This is a genomic window from Rubrivivax sp. A210, assembly GCF_904426505.1.
Classification (GTDB): Bacteria; Pseudomonadota; Gammaproteobacteria; order Burkholderiales; family Burkholderiaceae_C; genus Rubrivivax.
On sequence record NZ_CAJGBN010000023.1, the window covers coordinates 315,136 to 334,797 of the forward strand.

Here is a 19,662-nt window from a genome sequence, read left to right on the forward strand (position 1 = left end):
GCCACCGCAGGCGCCCAAGCCATTCCATGCACCTCACGATCACACTCGGTCTGGCCATCCTGGACCGGGCCATGGCGCGCCTCGGCACCGTACAGGCCTGGCTCCTCGTCGGCCTTCTGGTGGCTTTCTTCGCCGCCGTCGGCATTTTCGGCTTCGGCCTGATGGCGCACGAGGCGCTGGACAGCGAGCGTGCGCGGCTCGACTCCATCGCCACCCTCGAGGCCAGGGAAGTCGATGTCTGGCTGGCCGAACAGATCGACGACATCACCGCGCTGGCCCAGAACGCCGTGTTCCGCGAGTTGCTGACGCCGACACGCCTGCGAAGCGCAGGCCTCTGGACCGAGAGACTGAGCGCCTGGGCCGACGCCTATCGGGTGAGCGGCTGGCTGCAGCATTCGCTGGACATTCACCATTACCGCAGCATCGAGGTCGTCGATATCCGCGGCCGCTCGCTGATCAGCGCCGGCAGGGCGGGCTACACCCCCACCGCGATCCTGCCGCTTTTGCAGCAGGCACGGGCGCAGCAGCGGCCGGTGTTCCGCGACCTGGAGATCGATGGCGACGGCAAGGCGGTGCTGCTGATTGCCGCGGCCGTGCCCGAAGTTCAGGGGATGGAGCCGGTGGTGCTGGTGTTTGCCATCGACATCTTCCGCGAACTGTTGCCGCGTCTGGAACGCTGGCCCAACACGGCGGTCACCGGCGATCTGGTGCTGTTCCGCCCGCAGGGCGACGCCGTGGAAATGATCAGCAAGCCGCTGGTCGAGGGCCGCTTCGCGCGCCTGGCCAGCAACGATGCACGCGCACCGGCGGTGCAGGCCCTGCGCCACGGCGACGGACTCTACGAGGGCGTCGACCACCGCGGCCAGGAAGTGGTGGCCGCGGTACGGCGGACGGCACTGCTGCCCTGGCTCGTCTCGGCCCGCATCGGCACCGATGAGCTGAAGGCCCCGATGCGCCGGCTGGCGCTGCTGTGCAGCTTGCTGGCCGGCGCCGGCACCCTGGTCGCAGGTCTCTTCCTGCTGCTGTTCTGGCGCAGCCAGCACCAGCGCCTGGGCGAGGCGCAGGGCCTGAATGAACAGCTGCGGCAAAGTTCGTTGGAGGCACAGCGCGCGACGCGCTCCAAGAGCGCCTTCCTGGCCAATATGAGCCACGAGATCCGCACGCCGCTGAACGCCATCGTCGGCCTCACCCACCTGCTGCGCAGCCGCGTCCCGTCCGCAAGTTGGGAAGGCGAACGCTTGACCCAGATCTCGGTGTCGGCACGCCACCTGCTCACGGTGATCAACGACGTGCTCGACATCTCGCGCATCGAGTCGGGCCGGCTGCAGCTCGAGAACACCGACTTCCTGCTCGACGAGGTGGTTCGCGAAAAGGTCTTCAACATCACCTGCCAGCGCGCCCGCGAGAAGGGCCTGGAGCTCGTCATCGACATCGACGAGGAGTTGCGGCAGCCTCTGCGCGGAGACCCGCTGCGGCTGGCCCAGGCCCTGCTGAACTACGTCGGCAACGCCATCAAGTTCACCGAGCGCGGCCGCATCGTCATCGACGCCCATGTGGTCGACCGCGATGCCACCGGCGTGCTGGCGAAGCTGCAAGTGAGCGACACCGGTGTGGGCATGACCGCCGAGCAATGTGGTCGCATCTTCCAGGCCTTCGAACAGGCCGACAGCTCGACCACCCGCAAGTACGGCGGTTCGGGCCTGGGCCTGGCGATTGCCCGCCAGCTGGCGCAGTTGATGGGGGGCGAGGTCGGCGTCGAGAGTACCCAGGGCGCAGGAAGCACCTTCTGGTTCACAGCCCGCCTGGGTCGCGGCGCTCCTCGTGCACAGCGGGCCCTGCCCAGCCTGCGAGGCCTGCATGTGCTCGTTGCCGACGACCAACCCGAAGCGCGCCAGGTCCATGTCGCGCTGGCGCGGCGGCTGGGCATGCGGCCGTTCGAGGCCGCCGATGGCGAGCAGGCACTCCAGGCCCTGATGGGCGCCGATGCCGTCGGCGATCCCTACCGGCTGCTGCTGCTGGACTGGCACATGCCACGGCTGGACGGCTTGCAGACGCTGGGCCGGCTGCCAGGCCTGTTGCTGAAAAGCCAGCCCGAGGTGCTGGTGGTCACCGGTGACGAGCATTCCGCCATCGTCGAGCAGGCAAGGAATGCCGGTTGCGCCAACGTTCTGCCCAAGCCACTCACCGCCTCGGCGCTGGTGGACGCCCTGGCCGACTTGCAAGGTGCAGGCGACGGCACTCCGCAGGGCGCCGATCCGGCAAGCGACCCCGATCTGCTGGCGCAGCTGCAGGGCCGCCGCATCCTGTTGGCCGAAGACAACCCGGTCAACCGCATCGTGATGACCGAGTTGCTCAAGGCCATAGGGCTGTCACCCGACCTGGCCGTCGACGGTGCCGAGGCCGTGGACATGGCTTCGCGCACGGTCTACGACCTGGTGCTGATGGACATGCAGATGCCCAGGCTCGACGGCCTCGAGGCGACGCGACGCATCCGCGCGCTGCCCGGCTGGGCCGACGTGCCCATCCTCGCAATGACCGCGAACGCCTTCCGCGAGGACCGCGAGGCCTGCCTGGCAGCCGGCATGAACGACCATCTGAGCAAGCCGGTCGAACCGGATCGCCTGCTGCCCGTGTTGGCACTGTGGCTGGGAGCCGACCCCAGGCCCCGACCGGCGCCACCGGCCAGCCCACCGACGGCCGCCCCGGGAGCGCCAGCAAGCGAAGCCGCCCTGGATCTGCGTCGCTTGCAAGACACGATGGGTGATCGGCCACAGCTGCTGCAATCCCTCGTCCGCCAGTTCATCTCGATGCACAGCGACGACGCCGGCCGTCTGCAGCGCCTGATCGACGCCGGCGATCTGCAGCGCGGCTTCGCACTGGCCCACACGCTCAAGGGCAGCGCGGCCGAGTTGGGGGCCCAGGCGCTCGCCACCGCCGCCCGCGCGCTCGAGGCGCGGCTGCGCGCCGGCTTGCCGCCCGAGCCCGGCCAGTTGCAAGCACTGGCCGATGCGCTGACCGCCACCGGGGCGGACGCCGAGCATTGGCTCCAGAGCCAGAAGGCGGCATCGCCTCCGACCCCGGAGCCGCTGGATGGGCCAGCCTTCCTGAGCCAGATGCGCGACCTGATGGGCCTGCTGGATCAGGTGGATGGGCGCGCGCTGACGTTGGCCGATGAGCTGCAAGGCCGACTGCCTTCCGGCCTGTCCGACACGACGCGCTCGCGGGTGGGCAGTGTCATGGCCGCCGTCCAGCAACTGGACCTGGACCACGCGGCCCGCGCCCTGCGGCAGGCCCTGCCTGACATCGAGAAGGAGCTGAAATGAATCCCCTGTCGATCGCCGACCGCGCCGATATCGCCGTGCTGGACGACGAGCCAGCCAGCCTGCGCTTGCTGGCGGATCTGCTGTCGCCCCACTACAACGTTCACCCCTTCGTGAACGGCCGGGCTCTGCTCCGCTACGTGTCGGAAGGCCGACCGGTGGACCTGGTGATGCTCGACGTCGTGATGCCGCCACCCGATGGCTACCAGGTCTGTACCGCGCTGCGCCGCCTGCCGCAGATGGAGGAGGTGCCCGTCATCTTCATCTCGGCGCTCGAAAGCCCGGAGGACGAGGCCAAGGGATTGGCGTTGGGCGCGGTGGACTTCGTGCGCAAGCCCTTCTCGGCACCCATCGTGCTCAGCCGGGTGGGCCACCATGTGCGCCTGGGGCGCGCGATGAGACTGGTCATGAACCAGAACGAATTGCTGGACCAGCGCGTGGCCGCTCGCACCGCAGAGCTGGCGGCAAAGAACAAATCCCTGCGCCAGGCGCTCAACGAGATCACCCGCACGCAGGACGCCACCATCGTCGCCTTGTCGTCGCTGGCCGAGGCGCGTGACAACGAGACCGGGCAACACATCGTGCGAACACAACGCTATGTGCGCGCGCTGGCGGAAGCGGTGAAAGGCGGGTCAGGCCATGTCGGAGAGCTGGACGGGGACGCGGTGGAGATGCTGGGCAAATCGGCCGCGCTGCACGACATCGGCAAGGTGGCGATCCCCGACCACATCCTGCTCAAGCCCGGCCGCCTGACCCCCGAGGAGTTCGAGATCATGAAGACCCATGCCGAGCACGGGCGCAAGGCCATAGAGCTGGCCGAATCCCGCCTGGGCAACGGCAGCAACTTCCTGCGCTGGGCGCGCGAGATCGCCTACGGCCACCACGAACGCTGGGACGGACAGGGCTATCCGCAAGGCCTGGCTGGCGCGCAGATTCCGCTTTCGGCACGCCTGATGGCGGTGGCGGATGTCTACGACGCGCTGATCAGCCAACGCGTCTACAAGGAGGCGATGCCACACGCCGCGGCGGTGGCGATGATCCTCGCGCAGCGCGGCAAGCAATTCGATCCGAACGTGGTGGATGCCTTCGAGACCATCGCGGACCGCTTTGCCGACATCGCCCGGGAACTGAAGGATCCGCACTGAAGGCCGGCACACCCGCAACTTGATCTCGCTCCAACCGGAGCGCCGCGCCGGCGCTTATGCTTGGCCGCACAGGAGGCCCCGCCATGCGTCAGTCCGTCATCGTCCAGTTCCATCCCGACCGGCCGCTCGAACTCCCGCTCCACGCCGACGAGGCCGCGATGCCCAATGAGGACGCGCGGCGCTGGCTCGACGAGCAGTTCGTGGCCAACGATTGCGAACCGCTGCGCGCCAGCGGCAAGGTGCTCACCGCCGACAAGGTGCTGGCGCTGGCCGGCGCGGCGGGTGAGCGCCGCTTTTCCGATGACGCCGCCTGGGCCCACAGCTTCGCACGCGCGGCGATTGCGGCGCTGGGCCGGCCGGTGGTGAAGGTCGACGTCGCCGCCGGCGCCATCACCTTCTAGGCCGGCTCAGCCCTCTTCGGCGGCGCGCGCCAGGCGCTCCGAGCGCCAGTAGACATCGTCGCCACCCAGGCCATCGAGATTGGCGCGGTTGAGCACGCGTGCCAGCACGAAGAGCAGGTCCGACAGCCGGTTGAGGTATTGCCGCGGCGCCTCGTTCACCTTTTCGGCCGCAGCCAGCGCCACCAGGGCGCGTTCGGCGCGGCGCGCCACCGTGCGGCTGACATGCGCCAGCGCCGCGCTGCGCGTGCCGGCCGGCAGGATGAACTCCTGCAGCCGCGGCAGGGCGGCGTTGTAGCGCGCGAGCGCCTGGTCCAGCTGCAGCACGGCGCCGGCCTTGAGCAGCTCGAAGCCGGGGATGGAGAGCTCGCCGCCCAGATTGAACAGCTCGTGCTGGATGGTCACCAGCAGCTCGCGCACGTCGGCCGGCAGGGGCTCGGCCAGCAACACGCCGAGGCCCGAGTTCAGCTCGTCGACATCGCCCATGGCCTGCACGCGCAGATGGTCCTTGGCGACGCGGCTGCCGTCGCCAAGGCCGGTGCTGCCGTCGTCTCCGGTGCGGGTGGCGATCTGGGTCAGGCGGTTGCTCATGGCGGCGTGCAGTGCATCAGCGGTGAAAGTCCGCATTGGACCACCACGGCGGCCCCGCCTGCCACCGCTGGCCTACCATCCGCCACCGGCGCCGTCAGAGCCCAGGAGACAAGCGCATGAACACCCCCACCCTCGAGCACCTGTCGACCCGGCGCGAGCAACGCCCGGTGCCGCCGGCGCTGCTGGCCGCGCTGCGCGAGCGCTTCGGCGAGCGCTGCAGCACCGCCACCGCGGTGCGCGAGCAGCACGGCCGCGACGAATCCACCTACCCCATGACCCCGCCCGACGCCGTGGTCTTCTGCGAGAGCACCGAATGCGTGGCGGCGGCGGTGAAGTTGGCGGCGGCGCACGCGGTGCCGGTGATCGCCTACGGCACGGGCTCGTCGCTCGAAGGCCATCTGCTGGCGGTGCATGGCGGGCTGAGCATCGATGTCTCGCGCATGGCGGCGCTGGTGAGCGTGGACGCCGACGACCTGACGGTCACCGTGCAGGCCGGCGTCACGCGCGAGCAGCTCAACCGCGAGATCAAGGACAGCGGCCTCTTCTTCCCCATCGACCCCGGCGCCAACGCCAGCCTGGGCGGCATGGCGGCGACAAGAGCCAGCGGCACCAACGCCGTGCGCTACGGCACGATGCGCGAGAACGTGCTGGCGCTGACGGTCGTCACCGCCAGCGGCGAGGTCATACGCACCGGCACGCGCGCCAAGAAGAGCAGCGCCGGCTACGACCTGACCCGCCTCTTCGTCGGCAGCGAGGGCACGCTGGGCATCATCACCGAGGTCACGCTGCGCCTGTACCCGCTGCCCGAGGCGGTGAGCGCGGCGATCTGCCACTTCCCCCGCATCGCCGACGCGGTGGACACCACCATCCAGATCATCCAGATGGGCGTGCCCATCGCGCGCTGCGAGCTGCTCGACGCCCATGCCATCCGCGGCGTCAACCGCTATGCCGGCCTCACGCTGCGCGAGCAACCCATGCTGCTGATGGAGTTTCACGGCAGCGAGGCCGGCGTCAAGGAACAGGCCGAGACCGTGCAGGCGCTGGCGCGCGAGCACGGCGGCGCCGATTTCGAATGGGCGCGCACGCCCGAAGAGCGCACGCGCCTGTGGGCGGCGCGGCACAAGGCCTATTTCGCGTCACTGCAGACGCGGCCGGGCTGCCGCTCGCTGTCCACCGACACCTGCGTGCCGATCTCGCGCCTGGCCGAAAGCATCAACGAATCGGTGGCCGAGGCCGAGGCTGCCGGCCTGCCCTACTGGGTGGTGGGCCACGTCGGCGACGGCAATTTCCACTTGAGCTACCTGCTCGACCCCAATAGCCCCACCGAGGTGGCCACCGCCGAGCGGCTGTCGCAGCAGATGGTGAGGCGCGCGATACGCCTGCAAGGCACCTGCACCGGCGAGCACGGCATCGGCCTGCACAAGATTGGCTACCTGGTCGACGAGGCCGGCGCCGGCGCGGTGGAGATGATGAAGAGCATCAAGCGGGCGCTGGACCCGCTCAACATCATGAACCCGGGCAAGGTGCTGGCGCTCTAGCGCCCGCGACGCAAAATAGATGCTTCACGACGAAGCGAACCCCCACCCTGTGCCTGAACACCATTATTTTCGGTGCCTGAGCACCTATTTAGATGCAGTAGCATGAATGCCAAGCATAGATTGTTTCGAAGTATTGGTCGTTATTTACCCAGCTCTCTATCCATTCTATTGGCCGCACAATCCAGGCATTTTCGTCATTTCGCACAGCCCGGGACCACTTTTGTCTTTGGACGGTACCTCGGCAAACTGAGCGTATTGATTGACACCGTCTACCCGATTGAGCTTGAAATGCTCACAGGGCGTTATGATCGAGACTCGTCTTCACTGATAGAGCGACTTCTCCAGAAGGACTGGATCAATATTGATGTTGGCGCCAACGTCGGGGCGTTGACCCTTTTGATGGCCACCATGGCGCCAGAGGGACGGGTTATCGCCATTGAGCCGGGCCCGAGCACTTGTGCCAGATTGCGCCAAAACCTTGCTCTGAATGGCGCCATTGCCAGTCTCGTCGATGTGTTTCAAGTTGGAGTATCCAATGTACCCGGCGTGCTCTTTTGGGGCGAGGACGAAAATAACAAAGGCAACGCGGGACTCCTAGGCAAGGAAGGCACGGCGGTAGAGGTCACAACGATCGATGAAATAGTGCAGCGCCTCGAACTCAAGCGAGTTGACTTTGTCAAGATTGATGTTGAAGGTATGGAGTACGAGGTCATCGCCGGCAGCTTGAGATCCATCGAGAAATTCCGCCCAATTTTCTACTACGAAACGCTCGAAGCCTTCAGAAGCCTGAGAGGCTTTGATCTCTATGGAAAGGTATACGCCTTACTGAATGATGCCGGATACCGGCACTTTGCTGTAATGTCGGGAACCACGCTTGAGGCCATTGATGGCCTCGATCATCTGAAATCCAGCAACGTGCTGGCAGTTCCTGTGGAGAAGACCAGCGGTCTTGGCAGACTCACTGCAGTTGCCGTTTCCTTGCGAGAAAAGTGACTGCCTGCAAATCATCTGTTGGTTGATCCGAGAAAGCCGAAGCCGCCATCCAGCGGCACTCACGAAGTCATTGAAGGTTCGTTGGGCAAGTTCAGCGCTTGCTTGCAACCTGCAGAAGCTGGCGCCTTCAAGCAGGTTCTCCACTACCCCGGGTTTCCCGGATGTACGCCACTCGGGCTGGCTCCACTGAGTTCGACACCAAACGCTGTAAGTGGTTGATTTGCATAGAGGCGACCCCAGTCTGGGTTCGGGTTTGACGTGACCCTATGAACTGCATTGCGAAGAGTATCAATCGTTAGTCCGGGGCGCGGCAAAAACGCATTTGCAGCTCAACTCGCGCGCCTCTTGATAAACAACCGATCTAATTATATGCAGGATATCGCCCATCCCTCAACGGATGAGGGCAGAACTTGGGATCAAAGTATACTACCGACATCGCATTAAATACCTCCGTCTTGATAACGGCGGTTTTCCCGGAATCCCCCGCCGTATTGCTGATAGCGAAATAATTTACTTTGATGTCCCCCACCTTTACTTCCCAGAGCCAAACCGTCGGTCCTCGCCCTTCTTTTCCACGCGCATACCTTCCTGATCTGTCTCCCAACACGTAGCGAAACGTGATGTATCGCCCGGGCTTCGGCAAATGACCCTTTGGCTTGTTGGTTTCGAGGGCGACCTTCAGTTCAAGAGATGTGGCCCCTGACTTGATCGGCAACAAGTCGGGATAATGATGCGGCTTGTTGCGCTTGTACACGCCATCCGAGGCGTCAGCCAGACACCCCCCGACGAGATTGCCGATCATCGAAGACAAGTTGGCCAGTTCGACCAACTGAGCTATAGGCAAAGACCCCCTTGAGACAAGTTGATCGTCAATCATGTCGAGCGTGTGATAACAGCCCTGGATGGCCACCTGCAAAGCAATAGTCTCCACTAGGCATACACTGCCGCGTGAACTCGGCAAAACTCAGGGTGTCGGATGGAACGCTGGTCGGTCTTTGACTTGTTCTGCGGGACAGGTGGCTTCAGTTATGGCATGGAAAGCAGCAATCTGGGCTTTGATACGAGATTGGGCGTCGATGTCTTGCCTGTCGCCAGAACAACCTTTCACAAAAACCACAAGCGTGCAGTATCCATCTGCTGCGACATACGCAAACTCCGCAGAGCGGAAGTGGCGGAAGCAACGAAATTGGGGCGCGAAGAGGTTGACATCATTGTCGGGGGCCCACCTTGCCAGGGCTTTTCATCGATTCGCCCATTTCGTTCAACCAATGACGATGATCCGCGAAACAATCTATTTGAGGAATACGCCTCATACGTCAATTACTTCAGACCCAAGGTCTTTGTACTCGAAAACGTAGTCGGTCTTGCCACGCACAAGGATGGCGCGACCATCGATTCTATGCAAGAGTGCTTCGAGGCCCTGGGCTATAGATGTGAATGGCGCATTTTGAATGCTGCGCACTACGGCGTGCCACAAAAGCGCGAAAGACTGGTAATGATTGGAGGGCGTGATCAGGCAAAGCCCATCTTTCCTGAACCGACACACGCCTTTTCGGGCTCTACCATAGGTTATCGGGACAGATCGCGTGTCGTCCGCGCTGTCGGCCAAGATCTCTTCTCGGCGCAGCTTCCGGAAGCCATGACGGTGATGGATGCAATAGGAGATTTGCCGCCCATCGAATCAGGTGATGAAGCGACCAGCTACACATCCGGCCCCCTTAACGCCTATCAGGCAGCTCGTCGCGAGAATGCGACGGAATTGCGCTTGCACAATGCGACCGCTCATTCGAGGAAGATGCTGGAGATCATCCGTCATTCGGGCAGGAACATCGACTGCATACCGCGCCACCTGATTACAAGCGGCTTCAGCTCCTCCTACTCTAGATTGGATGCGGACGAACCTTCGGTCACCCTGACGGTCAATTTTGTTCATCCCGCCAGCAATCGCTGCATCCACCCTGAACAGGATCGGGCCCTGACGCCCCGCGAAGGCGCGCGCATCCAGTCGTTTGATGACGGGTTCGAGTTTGCGGGGAACAGGACTCAGATTGCAAAGCAAATCGGTAACGCCGTTCCTCCACTGCTCGGCAAGGCAATTGCTGGCAGTATTTCAAGGATGCTGGGGTAAAGGCGCCCAGGCAACGCCGCGCCCCAGACGCCGCCAGGCTACAACAGCGACGCCAGCAGCCGCGCCGCGTGCAGCGCCTCGCGACCGCCGCCGTGGTGGGCGATCTGGGCGCGGCAGCTGGTACCGTCGGCCACCACCACGGCCTCGGGCGCGCGGCGCAGGGCCGGCATCAGCGCCGCCTCGGCCATCTGCTGCGAGATGTCCTGATGCGCCGCCTCGTAGCCGAAGCTGCCGGCCATGCCGCAGCAGGAGCTTGCTATCAGCTCAGGCTTCGCCCCCGGGATCAGGCGCAGCACGTCCAGGATGGGCGCAACGGCATCGAAGGCCTTCTGGTGGCAGTGGCCGTGTACCAGCAGCGGCCGGTCCAGCGGCTTCAATTCGAGCGCAAAGCGGCCGGCCTTGGCCTCGCGGGCGACGAACTCCTCGAACAGCAGGGCCTGCCCCGCCACCGTGCGCGCCTTGTCGCCCAGGCCCATTACCAGCGCCTCGTCGCGCAGCGTGAGCAGGCAGGAGGGTTCAAGGCCGACGATGGCGATGCCGGCCGCGGCCAGGGGCAGCAGGGCATCCAGCAGGGCCGACAAGGTGACGCGGGCCGCGTCCACCTGGCCCGCGGCCAGCAGCGTGCGTCCGCAGCAGTGGTGGGCGCCGGGCTTGTGTACGCCGTGCAGGGCGTAGCCGGCGGCCTGCAGCACGCGGGCCGCGGCCAGCGCGTTCTCGGTCTCGAAGCCGCCGTTGAAGGTGTCGACGAAAAGCACCGCGACCTTGCCGCCCGCCTTGGCGCTGGCCAGGGCCCGGTCGAGGGTGATGAGCGGCGCGGCCGGCGCGCTGCGCCAGAAGGTGTCGCGGCGCCAGATGGGCAGCGTGCGCCGCGCTGAGAGGCCCAGCCAGCGCTCGCCCAGCCGCCGCGCCAGCGACGAGCGGTTGCGCAGGTTGAGCAGGGCCGCCAGCCCCGGCACGGCGGCGACGCGGTGCAGCTGGCGCGGCAGGCCGGCGAGCAGGCGGTCCTTGACCGTGTGGCCGTGGCGCTTCTTGTACCGGGCGGTGAACTCGATCTTGAGCCGCGCCATGTCCACGCCCGTGGGGCATTCACGCCGGCAGCCCTTGCACGAGACGCACAACGCCATCGCCTCGGCCACCGCCTCGCCGGCCAGGCCCTCGGGCCCGAGCTGGCCCGACAGCGCCAGCCGCAGCGTGTTGGCGCGGCCGCGCGTGAGGTGCCTTTCATCGCGCGTGACGCGGTAGCTGGGGCACATGCTGCCGGCGTCGAACTTGCGGCAATGGCCGTTGTTGTTGCACATCTCCACCGCCATCGCCAGGCCGCCGGTCACGTCGCCGCCCGTGCCGGGCGCGGTGGTGAGCTCGGTCACCGGGTCGGCCCGCACGTTCCAGGCCGACCAGTCCAGCGCCGGTGTGATGGCGATGCGCTTGTAGGCGTTGGGCGCCGAAGGCGGCGGAAAGCGGAACAGTGCGCCCTCGTCCATCTTCGGCGGGTCGATGATCTTGCCGGGGTTGAGCAGGTTCAGCGGGTCCAGCTCGGTCTTGATGGCACGCAGGGCCTCGTTCAGCCTGGTGCCGAACTGCCACCGGATCCACTCGCCGCGGCACAGGCCATCGCCGTGCTCGCCGCTGTAGGCGCCCTTGTACTTGCGCACCAGGGCCGAGGCCTCCTCGGCGATGGCGCGCATCTTGGCCGCACCCCCACCGGGCCCGCCCTGGCGCATGTCCAGGATGGGCCTCACATGCAGCGTGCCCACGCTGGCGTGCGCGTACCAGGTGCCGCGCGTGCCGTGGCGGGCGAAGACCTCGGTCAGCGCATCGGTGTACTCGGCCAGATGCACCAATGGCACGGCGCAGTCCTCGATGAAGCTGACCGGCTTGCCGTCGCCTTTCAGGCTCATCATGATGTTCAGGCCGGCCTTGCGCACCTCCCACAGCGCCTTCTGGGGCGCCTCGTCGGCCATCTCGACCACGCCGCCCGGCAGGCCCAGGTCGCCCATCAGGGCCACCAGGTCGCGCAGCTTCTGCAGCAGCACGCCGCGGTCGGCGCCGGCGAATTCAACGAGCAGAATCGCCGCCGGCTTGGCGATCAGCGCGGTGGCGATCACTGGCCTGAAGGCCGGATTGGCCAGGCTCAGCTCGATCATCGTGCGGTCGACCAGCTCCACCGCCGTGGGGCCCAGCTGCACGATGTGCCGGGCGCTGTCCATCGCGGTGTGGAAGCTCTCGAAGTTCACCACGCCCAGCACCTTGTGCCGGGGCAATTCGGCCAGCTGCAGCGTGAGCGACTTCGTCAGTGCCAGCGTGCCTTCGCTGCCCACCAGCAGGTGAGCCAGGTTGACGCTGCCGTCGGCCGTGTAGGGCCGCTCGCTCTGCGGGTGGAAGATGTCCAGGTTGTAGCCGGCCACGCGGCGCATCACCTTGGGCCAGTGCGCCTCGATGTCGGCGTGGTGGGTGTCGGCGAGCCCGCGCACGAAGCCCGCCAGCTGGGCGGCGCGGCCGCTCAGGCCCGCCACCGGGCCGAAGTCCAGCAGCTCGCCATTCGACAGCCAGGCCTGCGCACCCACCACGTTGTGGACCATATTGCCGTAGGCGATGGAGCGGCTGCCGCAGCTGTTGTTGCCGGCCATGCCGCCCAGCGCCGCCTGGGCGCTGGTGGACACGTCGACCGGGAACCACAGGCCGTGCGGCTTGAGCTGGGCGTTCAGATGGTCCAGCACCAGACCGGGCTCGACGGTGGCGCGGCGCTGCGCGACATCCACCTCCAGCACGCGGCGCAGGTGCTTGCTGTGGTCGATGACCAGGGCCGCGCCGGTGGTCTGGCCGCACTGGCTGGTGCCGCCACCGCGCGCCAGCACCGGCACCTTCAGCTCGCGCGCAATGGCCAGGGCGGTGGCAATGTCTTCCGCGTCGGTGGGCACGAACACGCCCACCGGCTGGATCTGGTAGATCGAGGCATCGGTGGCATAGCGCCCGCGGCTGGCGGCGTCGAACAGCACCTCGCCCCGGGTATCGCTGCGCAGGCGCCGTTCCAGCGCGGCGCAGGTCTCGTTGGGCGGCAGCGCCGCGTGGGGGTGGGGGTCAGCCATGGGGAGACATCGGAGCGCAGCGATTCTGGCGCCGCAGGGCCTGCCCATCCCCCCGGGAAAGCCACCACGCACGCCCCTGCGCCACATGCAAGACTGGCCCGATCAAGGAACCTCCATGCTCAAGCTCGACCAACATCCCACCGGCCGCCATTTCCTGCAGATCCCCGGGCCCAGCCCGGTGCCCGACCGCATCCTGCGCGCCATGAGCCTGCCCACCATCGACCACCGCGGCCCCGAGTTCGGCCCGCTGGGGCTCAAGCTCATTGCCGGCCTGCAGCAGGTGTTCAAGACCCGGCACCCGGTGGCCATCTACCCGGCCAGCGGCACCGGGGCCTGGGAAGCGGCCTTGGTCAACACCCTCAGCCCCGGTGACGCGGTGCTGATGTACGAGGGCGGCCAGTTCGCCACGCTGTGGCAGAAGATGGCGCTGCGCCTGGGGCTCAGGCCCGAGTTCCTGTCGCTGCCCGGCACCTGTGCCGAAACCGGCCTGCCGCTGTCGTGGCGGCGCGGCGTGCAGGCCGACCTGATAGCGCAGCGCCTGCGCGCCGACGCCGGCCACGCCATCAAGGCCGTCTGCGTGGTACACAACGAAACCAGCACCGGCGTCACCAGCGACATCGCCGCCGTGCGCCGCGCCATCACCGCGGCGCAACACCCGGCGCTGCTGATCGTCGACACCATCAGCGGCCTGGCCAGCGCCGACTACCGCCACGACGAATGGGGCGTGGACGTCACCGTCAGCGGCTCGCAGAAGGGCCTGATGCTGCCGCCGGGCATCAGCTTCAACGCCCTGAGCCCGCGCGCCCTGGAGGCCGCCAGGTCGGCGAAGCTGCCGCGCAGCTTCTGGGCCTGGGACGAGATCGTCGAGATGAACAAGACCGGCTACTGGCCCTACACGCCCAGCACCAACCTGCTCTACGGCCTGCACGAGGCGCTGGAGATGGTGCTGGGCCCCGACGGCCAGGGCCTGGACGCCACGTTTGCGCGCCACCAGCGCTGGGCTGCCGGCGTGCGCGCCGCCGTCAACGCCTGGGGCCTGCCCATCCAGTGCGCCGACGCGGCCGTCCATTCGCCAGTGCTGACCGGCGTGGTCACGCCCGTGGGCGTGGATGCCGACGCGCTGCGCCGGCTGATCCACACGCGCTTCGACCTCAGCCTGGGCACGGGCCTGGGCAAGCTCAAGGGCCGCATGTTCCGCATGGGCCATCTGGGCGACAGCAACGACCTCACGCTGCTGGCCATGGTGGCCGGCGTCGAGATGGGGCTGAAGCTGGCCGGCATCGCCACCCGCGGCAGCGGCGTGCAGGCAGCGATGGATCATTTCTCGGCCCACGCGGCCTAAGGCCTGGCCGGCAGGAACGGAAGGAGACGACGACATGACGATGCAAAGACGCACCCTGGTCCAAGGCGTGGCCGCCAGCCTGGCCACCACGCTGGCCGGCCCCGCCGCCTGGGCGCAAGCAGCCTGGCCCGGCGGGCCGGTGCGCATCATCGTGGGCTTTCCGCCCGGCGGCGGCACCGATGCGCTGGCGCGCGTGGTGGGGCAGAAGCTCTCCGCGATGTGGGGCCAGCAGGTCATCGTCGAGAACAAGGCCGGCGCCGCGGGCCTGCTGGCGGCCGAATACGTGGCCCAGCAGCCCAGCGACGGCAGCACCCTCCTGATGGCCCACATCAACAGCCACGCCCTGGGCCCGGCGCTGCAGCCGACCAAGCTGCGCTACAGCGTCGAGCGCGATTTTGTGCCCGTGGTGCTGGTGGGCGTCACGCCCAATCTGCTCATCGCCCACCCCGGCGCACCCAACAAGAGCGTGAAGGACGTGGTGGCCCTGTGCAAGGCCGAGCCGGGCAAGATCGCCTTCGGTTCGGCCGGCCCCGGCTCGGCCCAGCACCTGGCGCTGGAGATGTTCAAGGTGCGGGCCATGGTCGACGCGCTGCACATCCCCTACAAGGGCAGCGGCCCGGCGCTGACTGACCTGATGGGCGGCCAGATCCAGTACTGCTTCGAGACCATGACCTCGGCCACGCCGCATGTGAAGAGCGGCAAGGTGATCGCCATTGCGCAGACGCGCACCCAGCGCGCCAAGGGCCACCCGAATGTGCCGACGATGGAAGAGCAGGGCTACCCTGGCTTCGAGGCCACGACCTGGTATGGCCTGGTCGGCCCGGGCAAGCTGCCCACGCCCATCGCCGACAAGATCAACCGCGACGTCAACGCGGTGCTGGCCATGGCTGACGTGCAGGAAAAGCTCGACACCTATGGCGCCGAAGACGGCGGCGGCTCGCGCGAGAAGTTCGCGGCCTTCATCGCGAGCGAGCAGTTGAAGTGGGCGCGCGTGGTGAAGGAAGGCAACGTCAGGGTCGAAACCTGAAGCGCACAAGGGCCCCGCACAGGGGGCCCTTGGCTGCCTTCAAGCCGGAGGGGCCATCAGCCGCGGCGGCGGCGCGTGGCGGCCAGGCCGGCGAGGGCCAGACCGGCCAGGCCCAGGCTGGCGGGCTCGGGAATGGTCACCTGGGTCGAGGTGCTGGCCAGCAGCGCACCGCGGTTGCCGGCGTCGTTGACATAGACCGACAGGCGCAGGTCATAGAGGCCACGACCAGGCAGGAAATTGAAGCCGGAGTTGGCGAACAGCGGGTTGGCCGACTGCTGCACGCCGTAGTCGCCTGCCGCCGGGGCCACCCCGATGGTCCGTGCCCCGTTCCAGTAGGAGTTGTCGTTCCAATTGGCGTACAGATTTATGGCCGTGAAGTTGGTGCCGGCCGTCCCGTCGATGTCGACCTCGAGGATGGCGAACACATTGGTCAGATCCAGCACGCCGGAGCCGTTGGCACGGGTGTTGACCGAGAACTCGTAGTTCCAGTTGGCCTTGCTACTGCCGCCGCAGATCGGGTTGCACAAGCCAGGATTGGCGCGGTAGACGCCGCTGGAGCCATCGATGGTGGCCAGGGTGGCGCGATCCTTGATCCGCAGCGCCACTTCCACATTGTTGGTGGTGTCTATGGTCCAGTTGCCATTGACATTGCCGGTGCCGAAGTAAACGCCGGGCGGCGATGCGATATCCCCGTAGGTGGGTACGGCCAGCGCGGATGCCGAAGCCGTGAGCGCCGCCAGAGCCAGAGCCAGACGCGAGAAAGGCGAATTCAATCCATGCATGAAGTTCTCCATTGGAGTTTCGGGCCGACAACACCGTGTCAGGTATGCGCAGCGCGACAGGCAAATGCAGGTCGAGCACGGCACCTTGGTAATAGGCAATATCCGGGCCCAACAACGCCAAAGGGAAAACTTCACCAAAAACAACGACTTAATAGAACCATCCTCCGTTCAGGGGATGCAAGGCAGGCCACTCCGATCCGTATGTCAATTTTCTCGACAAAGGTGAAAATTGCGATTCGTGAACAAAGTCACGAACGGTGGCTGCGTACCTCGGAAAACGTGAATAACTTCACGCTTTGGCGGCACTCCAGTCTGTCGAGAATTCTTACTCGGCGCAATGGGTCGAGTTGGGCCGGATTGCGCCAGCGGGAATGGCGAATACCCACCCTTGATGCACCTCAAACCCGACCCACCCGCGCCATGGATACCCCCGCGAATCGGGGGTATCCGGCAGCCGCTGGCTGGCGCGGCGAGATTCAGGCCGGCGCCGGCACGCTCCAGCGCTTGGTCACTTCGCCCTTGGCATTGCAGCTTTCGAGCTGCACGCCGAAACCCCACAACCGGGCCGCGTGCTTGAGCACTTCCTGGCCGCTTTCGTGCAGCGGGCGGTCGTTGTGCTGGCTGTGGCGCAGCGTGAGGCTGCGATCACCGCGCAGGTTGACGTTCCAGACCTGGATGTCGGGCTCGCGCGAGCCGAGGTCGTACTGGCGGCTTAGCGCCTCGCGCACGCGGCGATAGCCGGCGTCGTCGTGGATGGCACTCACCTCGAGTTCGGCCTTGGCCGCGTCGTCGTGGATGGCAAAGAGGCGCATCTCGCGCATCAGGCGCGGGCTCAGGTACTGGCCGATGAAGCTCTCGTCCTTGAAGTTGCGCATGGCGTGGTCGAGCACCGGCAGCCAGGGCTTGCCGGCGATCTCGGGAAACCATTCGCGGTCTTCATCGCCGGGGTTCTCGCAGATGCGCTTGATGTCGGTGTACATCGCGAAGCCCAGCGCATACGGATTGAGGCCGCTGTAAGCACGGTGGCCCACCGGCGGCTGGTAGATGACGTTGGTGTGCGAGGTCAGCCACTCGATCATCACGCCGTCGGTGAGAAAACCGTCGTCGTACATGGTGTTGAGCAGTTTGTGGTGCCAGAAGGTGGCCCAGCCCTCGTTCATCACCTGGGTCTGGCGCTGCGGGTAGAAGTACTGCGCCACCTTGCGCACGATGCGCACGATCTCGCGCTGCCAGGGTTCGAGCAGGGGCGCGTTCTTCTCGATGAAGTAGAGCAGGTTCTCCTGCGGCTCTTCAGGGAAGCGGCGGCTGGCCGCAGCCTGGGCGTCCTTCTCGGCCTTGCGCGGCAGCGTGCGCCAGAGGTCGTTCACCTGGCGCTGGGCGTATTCTTCGCGGTCGGTGCGCTCGGCCAGTTCCTGCGCCAGCGACTTGCGCGCCGGGCGGCGGTAGCGGTCGACGCCGTGGTTGGCCAGCGCATGGCAGCTGTCGAGAAAGGCCTCCACCGTTTCGAGCCCGTGCTTCTCCTCGCAGGCGCTGACGTAATTCTTGGCGTAGACCAGGTAGTCGATGATGGACGCCGCGTCGGTCCACATGCGGAACAGGTAATTGCCCTTGAAGAAACTGTTGTGGCCGTAGGCGGCATGGGCAATCACCAGGGCCTGCATCGCCATCGTGTTTTCCTCCATCAGGTAGCTGATGCAGGGGTTGCTGTTGATGACGATCTCGTAGGCCAGGCCCATGTGGCCGCGCTTGTAGTTCTTCTCGGTGGCGATGAATTCCTTGCCGTAGCTCCAGTGGCGGTAATTCACCGGCATGCCCACGCTGGCGTAGGCGTCCATCATCTGCTCGGCGGTGATGATCTCGAGCTGGTTGGGGTAGGTGTCGAGCCCGTAGCGCTCGGCGGTGGCGCGAATGACGCGGTGGTAATGCTCGATGAGCTCGAAAGACCAGTCGCTGGGCGCGGGCAGGTGGCTGGCCGGGCGTTCGGCCAGGGGCAGGGGGTGTTCCAGGGCGGCGGGCTTGAGCTTCATGCTGCTTTCGCGCCTTCCTTCTTGAACAGATCGCGGAAGACAGGGTAGATCTGCGAGGCCTCGGTGGCCTTGCGCATCGCGAAGTGGCGGTGGGCGTCGAGCAGTTGGGTGTATTCCTCCCACAGGTTCTGCTCTTCCTCGGCCACCTGCACATAGGCGAAGTAACGCACCAGCGGCAACAGCTTGTCGCTCAGCAGTTCGCGGCAGCGGCCGCTGTCGTGGTGCCAGTTGTCGCCGTCGCTGGCCTGGGCGCCGTAGATGTTCCACTCGCTGGGCGAGTAGCGGGCGCGGATGATCTCTTCCATCAGCACGAGGGCACTGCTGACCACGGTGCCGCCGGTCTCGCGGGCGTGGAAGAAGTTCTCCTCGTCGACTTCCTGCGCCTGCGTGTGGTGGCGAATGAAGACGAGTTCGATCTTCTCGTAGTGCCGCGTCAGGAACAGGTAGAGCAGGATGAAGAAGCGCTTGGAAAGCTCCTTGCGGCCTTCGTCCATCGAACCCGAGACATCCATCAGGCAGAACATCACCGCCTTGCTGGTGGGCACCGGCACGCGCACGCGGCTGCGGTAGCGCAGGTCTATGGGGTCGAGGTACGGAATGCGCTCGATGCGTGCGCGCAGCGCGGCAATGCGTTCCTGCAAGGTCTTGATCTCGGCCGCGGCCACTTCGTCGCCCGGGGCCGCCAGAGCCTTGCATTGAGCCAGCTGTTCTTCGAGCTCGTGTACCTCGCGCCGCGAACTGGCGCCCAGCGCGATGCGCCGACCTAAAGCGCCGCGCATGCTGCGCACGACGTGCAGGTTGTTGGGCGTGCCGTCGCTGGTGTAGCCGGCGCGGTGGCTCTTCCATTCGGGCACGGCGGCGAGCTGTGTGCGCACGAGGTTGGGCAGGGCCAGGTCCTCGAAGAAGACTTGCATGAACTCTTCGCGCGAAAGCGAGAAGACGAAATCGTCTTCTCCCTCGCCCTGGTCGCTGGCCTGGCCCTTGCCGCTGCCACCGCCCTGGCCACCCTTGGGCCGCTCGATGCGGTCGCCCTGCACATACTCCTTGTTGCCCGGGTGGACGATGTCGCGCACGCCGCCGGGGCCATGGCCGAACACCGGCTCGTTCAGATCCTTCTTGGGAATGTGGATGTCCTCGCCGCGCTCGACATCGCGGATGCCGCGGCCGTCGATGGCACGCTTGACCGCCTCGCGGATCTGCTCCTTGTGGCGGCGCAGGAAACGCTCTCGATTGCCTATCGATTTGTTCTTGCCCGCCAGCCGGCGATCAACGATGTGCTGCATGC

Annotated in this window: 14 protein-coding genes; 8 read left to right on the forward strand and 6 right to left on the reverse strand. The window is 66.2% G+C overall.

Annotation, left to right across the window (positions count from 1 at the left end):
- Positions 1 to 26: 26 nt before the first annotated feature.
- The 3 genes from JMV16_RS15035 (at position 27) to JMV16_RS15045 (ending at position 4,866) form a co-directional block, all read left to right on the forward strand.
- Complete coding sequence (locus tag JMV16_RS15035; protein ID WP_201495096.1) at positions 27 to 3,323, forward strand: hybrid sensor histidine kinase/response regulator; 3,297 nt, start codon at positions 27 to 29, stop codon at positions 3,321 to 3,323.
- Positions 3,324 to 3,358: 35 nt separating this feature from the next.
- Positions 3,359 to 4,465 (forward strand): HD domain-containing phosphohydrolase, encoded by a 1,107-nt coding sequence (locus tag JMV16_RS15040; RefSeq protein WP_236580528.1) that lies wholly within the window; start codon positions 3,359 to 3,361, stop codon positions 4,463 to 4,465.
- 83 nt (positions 4,466 to 4,548) lie between these two features.
- Positions 4,549 to 4,866 carry a hypothetical protein gene (locus JMV16_RS15045; protein WP_201495098.1) on the forward strand — a complete coding sequence of 106 codons (318 nt, stop codon included), beginning with the start codon at positions 4,549 to 4,551 and terminating at the stop codon, positions 4,864 to 4,866.
- Between the two features lie 6 nt (positions 4,867 to 4,872).
- Here JMV16_RS15045 and JMV16_RS15050 read toward each other — a convergent pair whose 3' ends face one another.
- On the reverse strand, positions 4,873 to 5,454 hold the full coding sequence (locus JMV16_RS15050; protein ID WP_201495099.1) for a cob(I)yrinic acid a,c-diamide adenosyltransferase: 582 nt from the start codon (positions 5,452 to 5,454) through the stop codon (positions 4,873 to 4,875).
- Between the two features lie 116 nt (positions 5,455 to 5,570).
- Between JMV16_RS15050 and JMV16_RS15055 the strand changes: the two genes are divergently transcribed.
- Together JMV16_RS15055 and JMV16_RS15060 are read left to right on the forward strand one after the other, a co-directional pair.
- Positions 5,571 to 6,992, forward strand: a complete 1,422-nt coding sequence (locus JMV16_RS15055; protein ID WP_201495100.1) for an FAD-binding oxidoreductase — start codon at positions 5,571 to 5,573, stop codon at positions 6,990 to 6,992.
- Between the two features lie 102 nt (positions 6,993 to 7,094).
- A complete protein-coding gene (locus tag JMV16_RS15060; RefSeq protein WP_201495101.1) occupies positions 7,095 to 7,985 on the forward strand; it encodes an FkbM family methyltransferase in 891 nt (296 codons plus the stop codon).
- 361 nt (positions 7,986 to 8,346) lie between these two features.
- On the opposite strand, the gene JMV16_RS15065 is transcribed toward JMV16_RS15060, so the two are convergent.
- Positions 8,347 to 8,901, reverse strand: a complete 555-nt coding sequence (locus JMV16_RS15065) for a hypothetical protein (RefSeq protein ID WP_201495102.1) — start codon at positions 8,899 to 8,901, stop codon at positions 8,347 to 8,349.
- Between the two features lie 60 nt (positions 8,902 to 8,961).
- Between JMV16_RS15065 and JMV16_RS15070 the strand changes: the two genes are divergently transcribed.
- Entirely contained in the window at positions 8,962 to 10,113 is a 1,152-nt protein-coding gene (locus JMV16_RS15070) for a DNA cytosine methyltransferase (protein WP_201495103.1), read from the forward strand.
- A gap of 38 nt (positions 10,114 to 10,151) precedes the next feature.
- Here the strand turns inward: JMV16_RS15070 and JMV16_RS15075 are convergent, their stop codons facing one another.
- The gene (locus JMV16_RS15075; RefSeq protein ID WP_201495104.1) at positions 10,152 to 13,199 is read right to left on the reverse strand and encodes an FAD-binding and (Fe-S)-binding domain-containing protein; all 3,048 of its coding nucleotides are present in this window, start codon (positions 13,197 to 13,199) and stop codon (positions 10,152 to 10,154) included.
- A 115-nt stretch (positions 13,200 to 13,314) separates the two neighbouring features.
- Between JMV16_RS15075 and JMV16_RS15080 the strand changes: the two genes are divergently transcribed.
- Positions 13,315 to 14,541 (forward strand): pyridoxal-phosphate-dependent aminotransferase family protein, encoded by a 1,227-nt coding sequence (locus tag JMV16_RS15080; RefSeq protein WP_201495105.1) that lies wholly within the window; start codon positions 13,315 to 13,317, stop codon positions 14,539 to 14,541.
- 40 nt (positions 14,542 to 14,581) lie between these two features.
- Positions 14,582 to 15,568 (forward strand): tripartite tricarboxylate transporter substrate binding protein, encoded by a 987-nt coding sequence (locus tag JMV16_RS15085; protein ID WP_201495225.1) that lies wholly within the window; start codon positions 14,582 to 14,584, stop codon positions 15,566 to 15,568.
- Positions 15,569 to 15,624: 56 nt separating this feature from the next.
- On the opposite strand, the gene JMV16_RS15090 is transcribed toward JMV16_RS15085, so the two are convergent.
- The 3 genes from JMV16_RS15090 to JMV16_RS15100 all read right to left on the reverse strand — a co-directional run bounded on the left by JMV16_RS15090 (position 15,625) and on the right by JMV16_RS15100 (position 19,660).
- On the reverse strand, positions 15,625 to 16,350 hold the full coding sequence (locus tag JMV16_RS15090) for a PEP-CTERM sorting domain-containing protein (RefSeq protein ID WP_201495106.1): 726 nt from the start codon (positions 16,348 to 16,350) through the stop codon (positions 15,625 to 15,627).
- A 476-nt stretch (positions 16,351 to 16,826) separates the two neighbouring features.
- Positions 16,827 to 18,377 carry a SpoVR family protein gene (locus tag JMV16_RS15095; RefSeq protein WP_201495107.1) on the reverse strand — a complete coding sequence of 517 codons (1,551 nt, stop codon included), beginning with the start codon at positions 18,375 to 18,377 and terminating at the stop codon, positions 16,827 to 16,829.
- Positions 18,374 to 19,660 carry a YeaH/YhbH family protein gene (locus tag JMV16_RS15100; RefSeq protein ID WP_201495108.1) on the reverse strand — a complete coding sequence of 429 codons (1,287 nt, stop codon included), beginning with the start codon at positions 19,658 to 19,660 and terminating at the stop codon, positions 18,374 to 18,376. Before JMV16_RS15100 ends, JMV16_RS15095 begins: the two co-directional genes overlap by 4 nt.
- Positions 19,661 to 19,662 lie beyond the last annotated feature (2 nt).

What these genes read in the sequence shown, in the direction of transcription:
- JMV16_RS15035 (WP_201495096.1), top strand. Translation starts at nt 27, where the DNA reads ATGCACCTCACGATCACACTCGGTCTGGCCATCCTGGACCGGGCCATG.
- JMV16_RS15080 (WP_201495105.1), top strand. Translation starts at nt 13,315, where the DNA reads ATGCTCAAGCTCGACCAACATCCCACCGGCCGCCATTTCCTGCAGATC.
- JMV16_RS15070 (WP_201495103.1), top strand. Translation starts at nt 8,962, where the DNA reads ATGGAACGCTGGTCGGTCTTTGACTTGTTCTGCGGGACAGGTGGCTTC.
- JMV16_RS15075 (WP_201495104.1), bottom strand. Translation starts at nt 13,199, where the DNA reads ATGGCTGACCCCCACCCCCACGCGGCGCTGCCGCCCAACGAGACCTGC.
- JMV16_RS15100 (WP_201495108.1), bottom strand. Translation starts at nt 19,660, where the DNA reads ATGCAGCACATCGTTGATCGCCGGCTGGCGGGCAAGAACAAATCGATA.
- JMV16_RS15090 (WP_201495106.1), bottom strand. Translation starts at nt 16,350, where the DNA reads ATGCATGGATTGAATTCGCCTTTCTCGCGTCTGGCTCTGGCTCTGGCG.
- JMV16_RS15050 (WP_201495099.1), bottom strand. Translation starts at nt 5,454, where the DNA reads ATGAGCAACCGCCTGACCCAGATCGCCACCCGCACCGGAGACGACGGC.
- JMV16_RS15085 (WP_201495225.1), top strand. Translation starts at nt 14,582, where the DNA reads ATGCAAAGACGCACCCTGGTCCAAGGCGTGGCCGCCAGCCTGGCCACC.
- JMV16_RS15055 (WP_201495100.1), top strand. Translation starts at nt 5,571, where the DNA reads ATGAACACCCCCACCCTCGAGCACCTGTCGACCCGGCGCGAGCAACGC.
- JMV16_RS15060 (WP_201495101.1), top strand. Translation starts at nt 7,095, where the DNA reads ATGAATGCCAAGCATAGATTGTTTCGAAGTATTGGTCGTTATTTACCC.
- JMV16_RS15095 (WP_201495107.1), bottom strand. Translation starts at nt 18,377, where the DNA reads ATGAAGCTCAAGCCCGCCGCCCTGGAACACCCCCTGCCCCTGGCCGAA.
- JMV16_RS15045 (WP_201495098.1), top strand. Translation starts at nt 4,549, where the DNA reads ATGCGTCAGTCCGTCATCGTCCAGTTCCATCCCGACCGGCCGCTCGAA.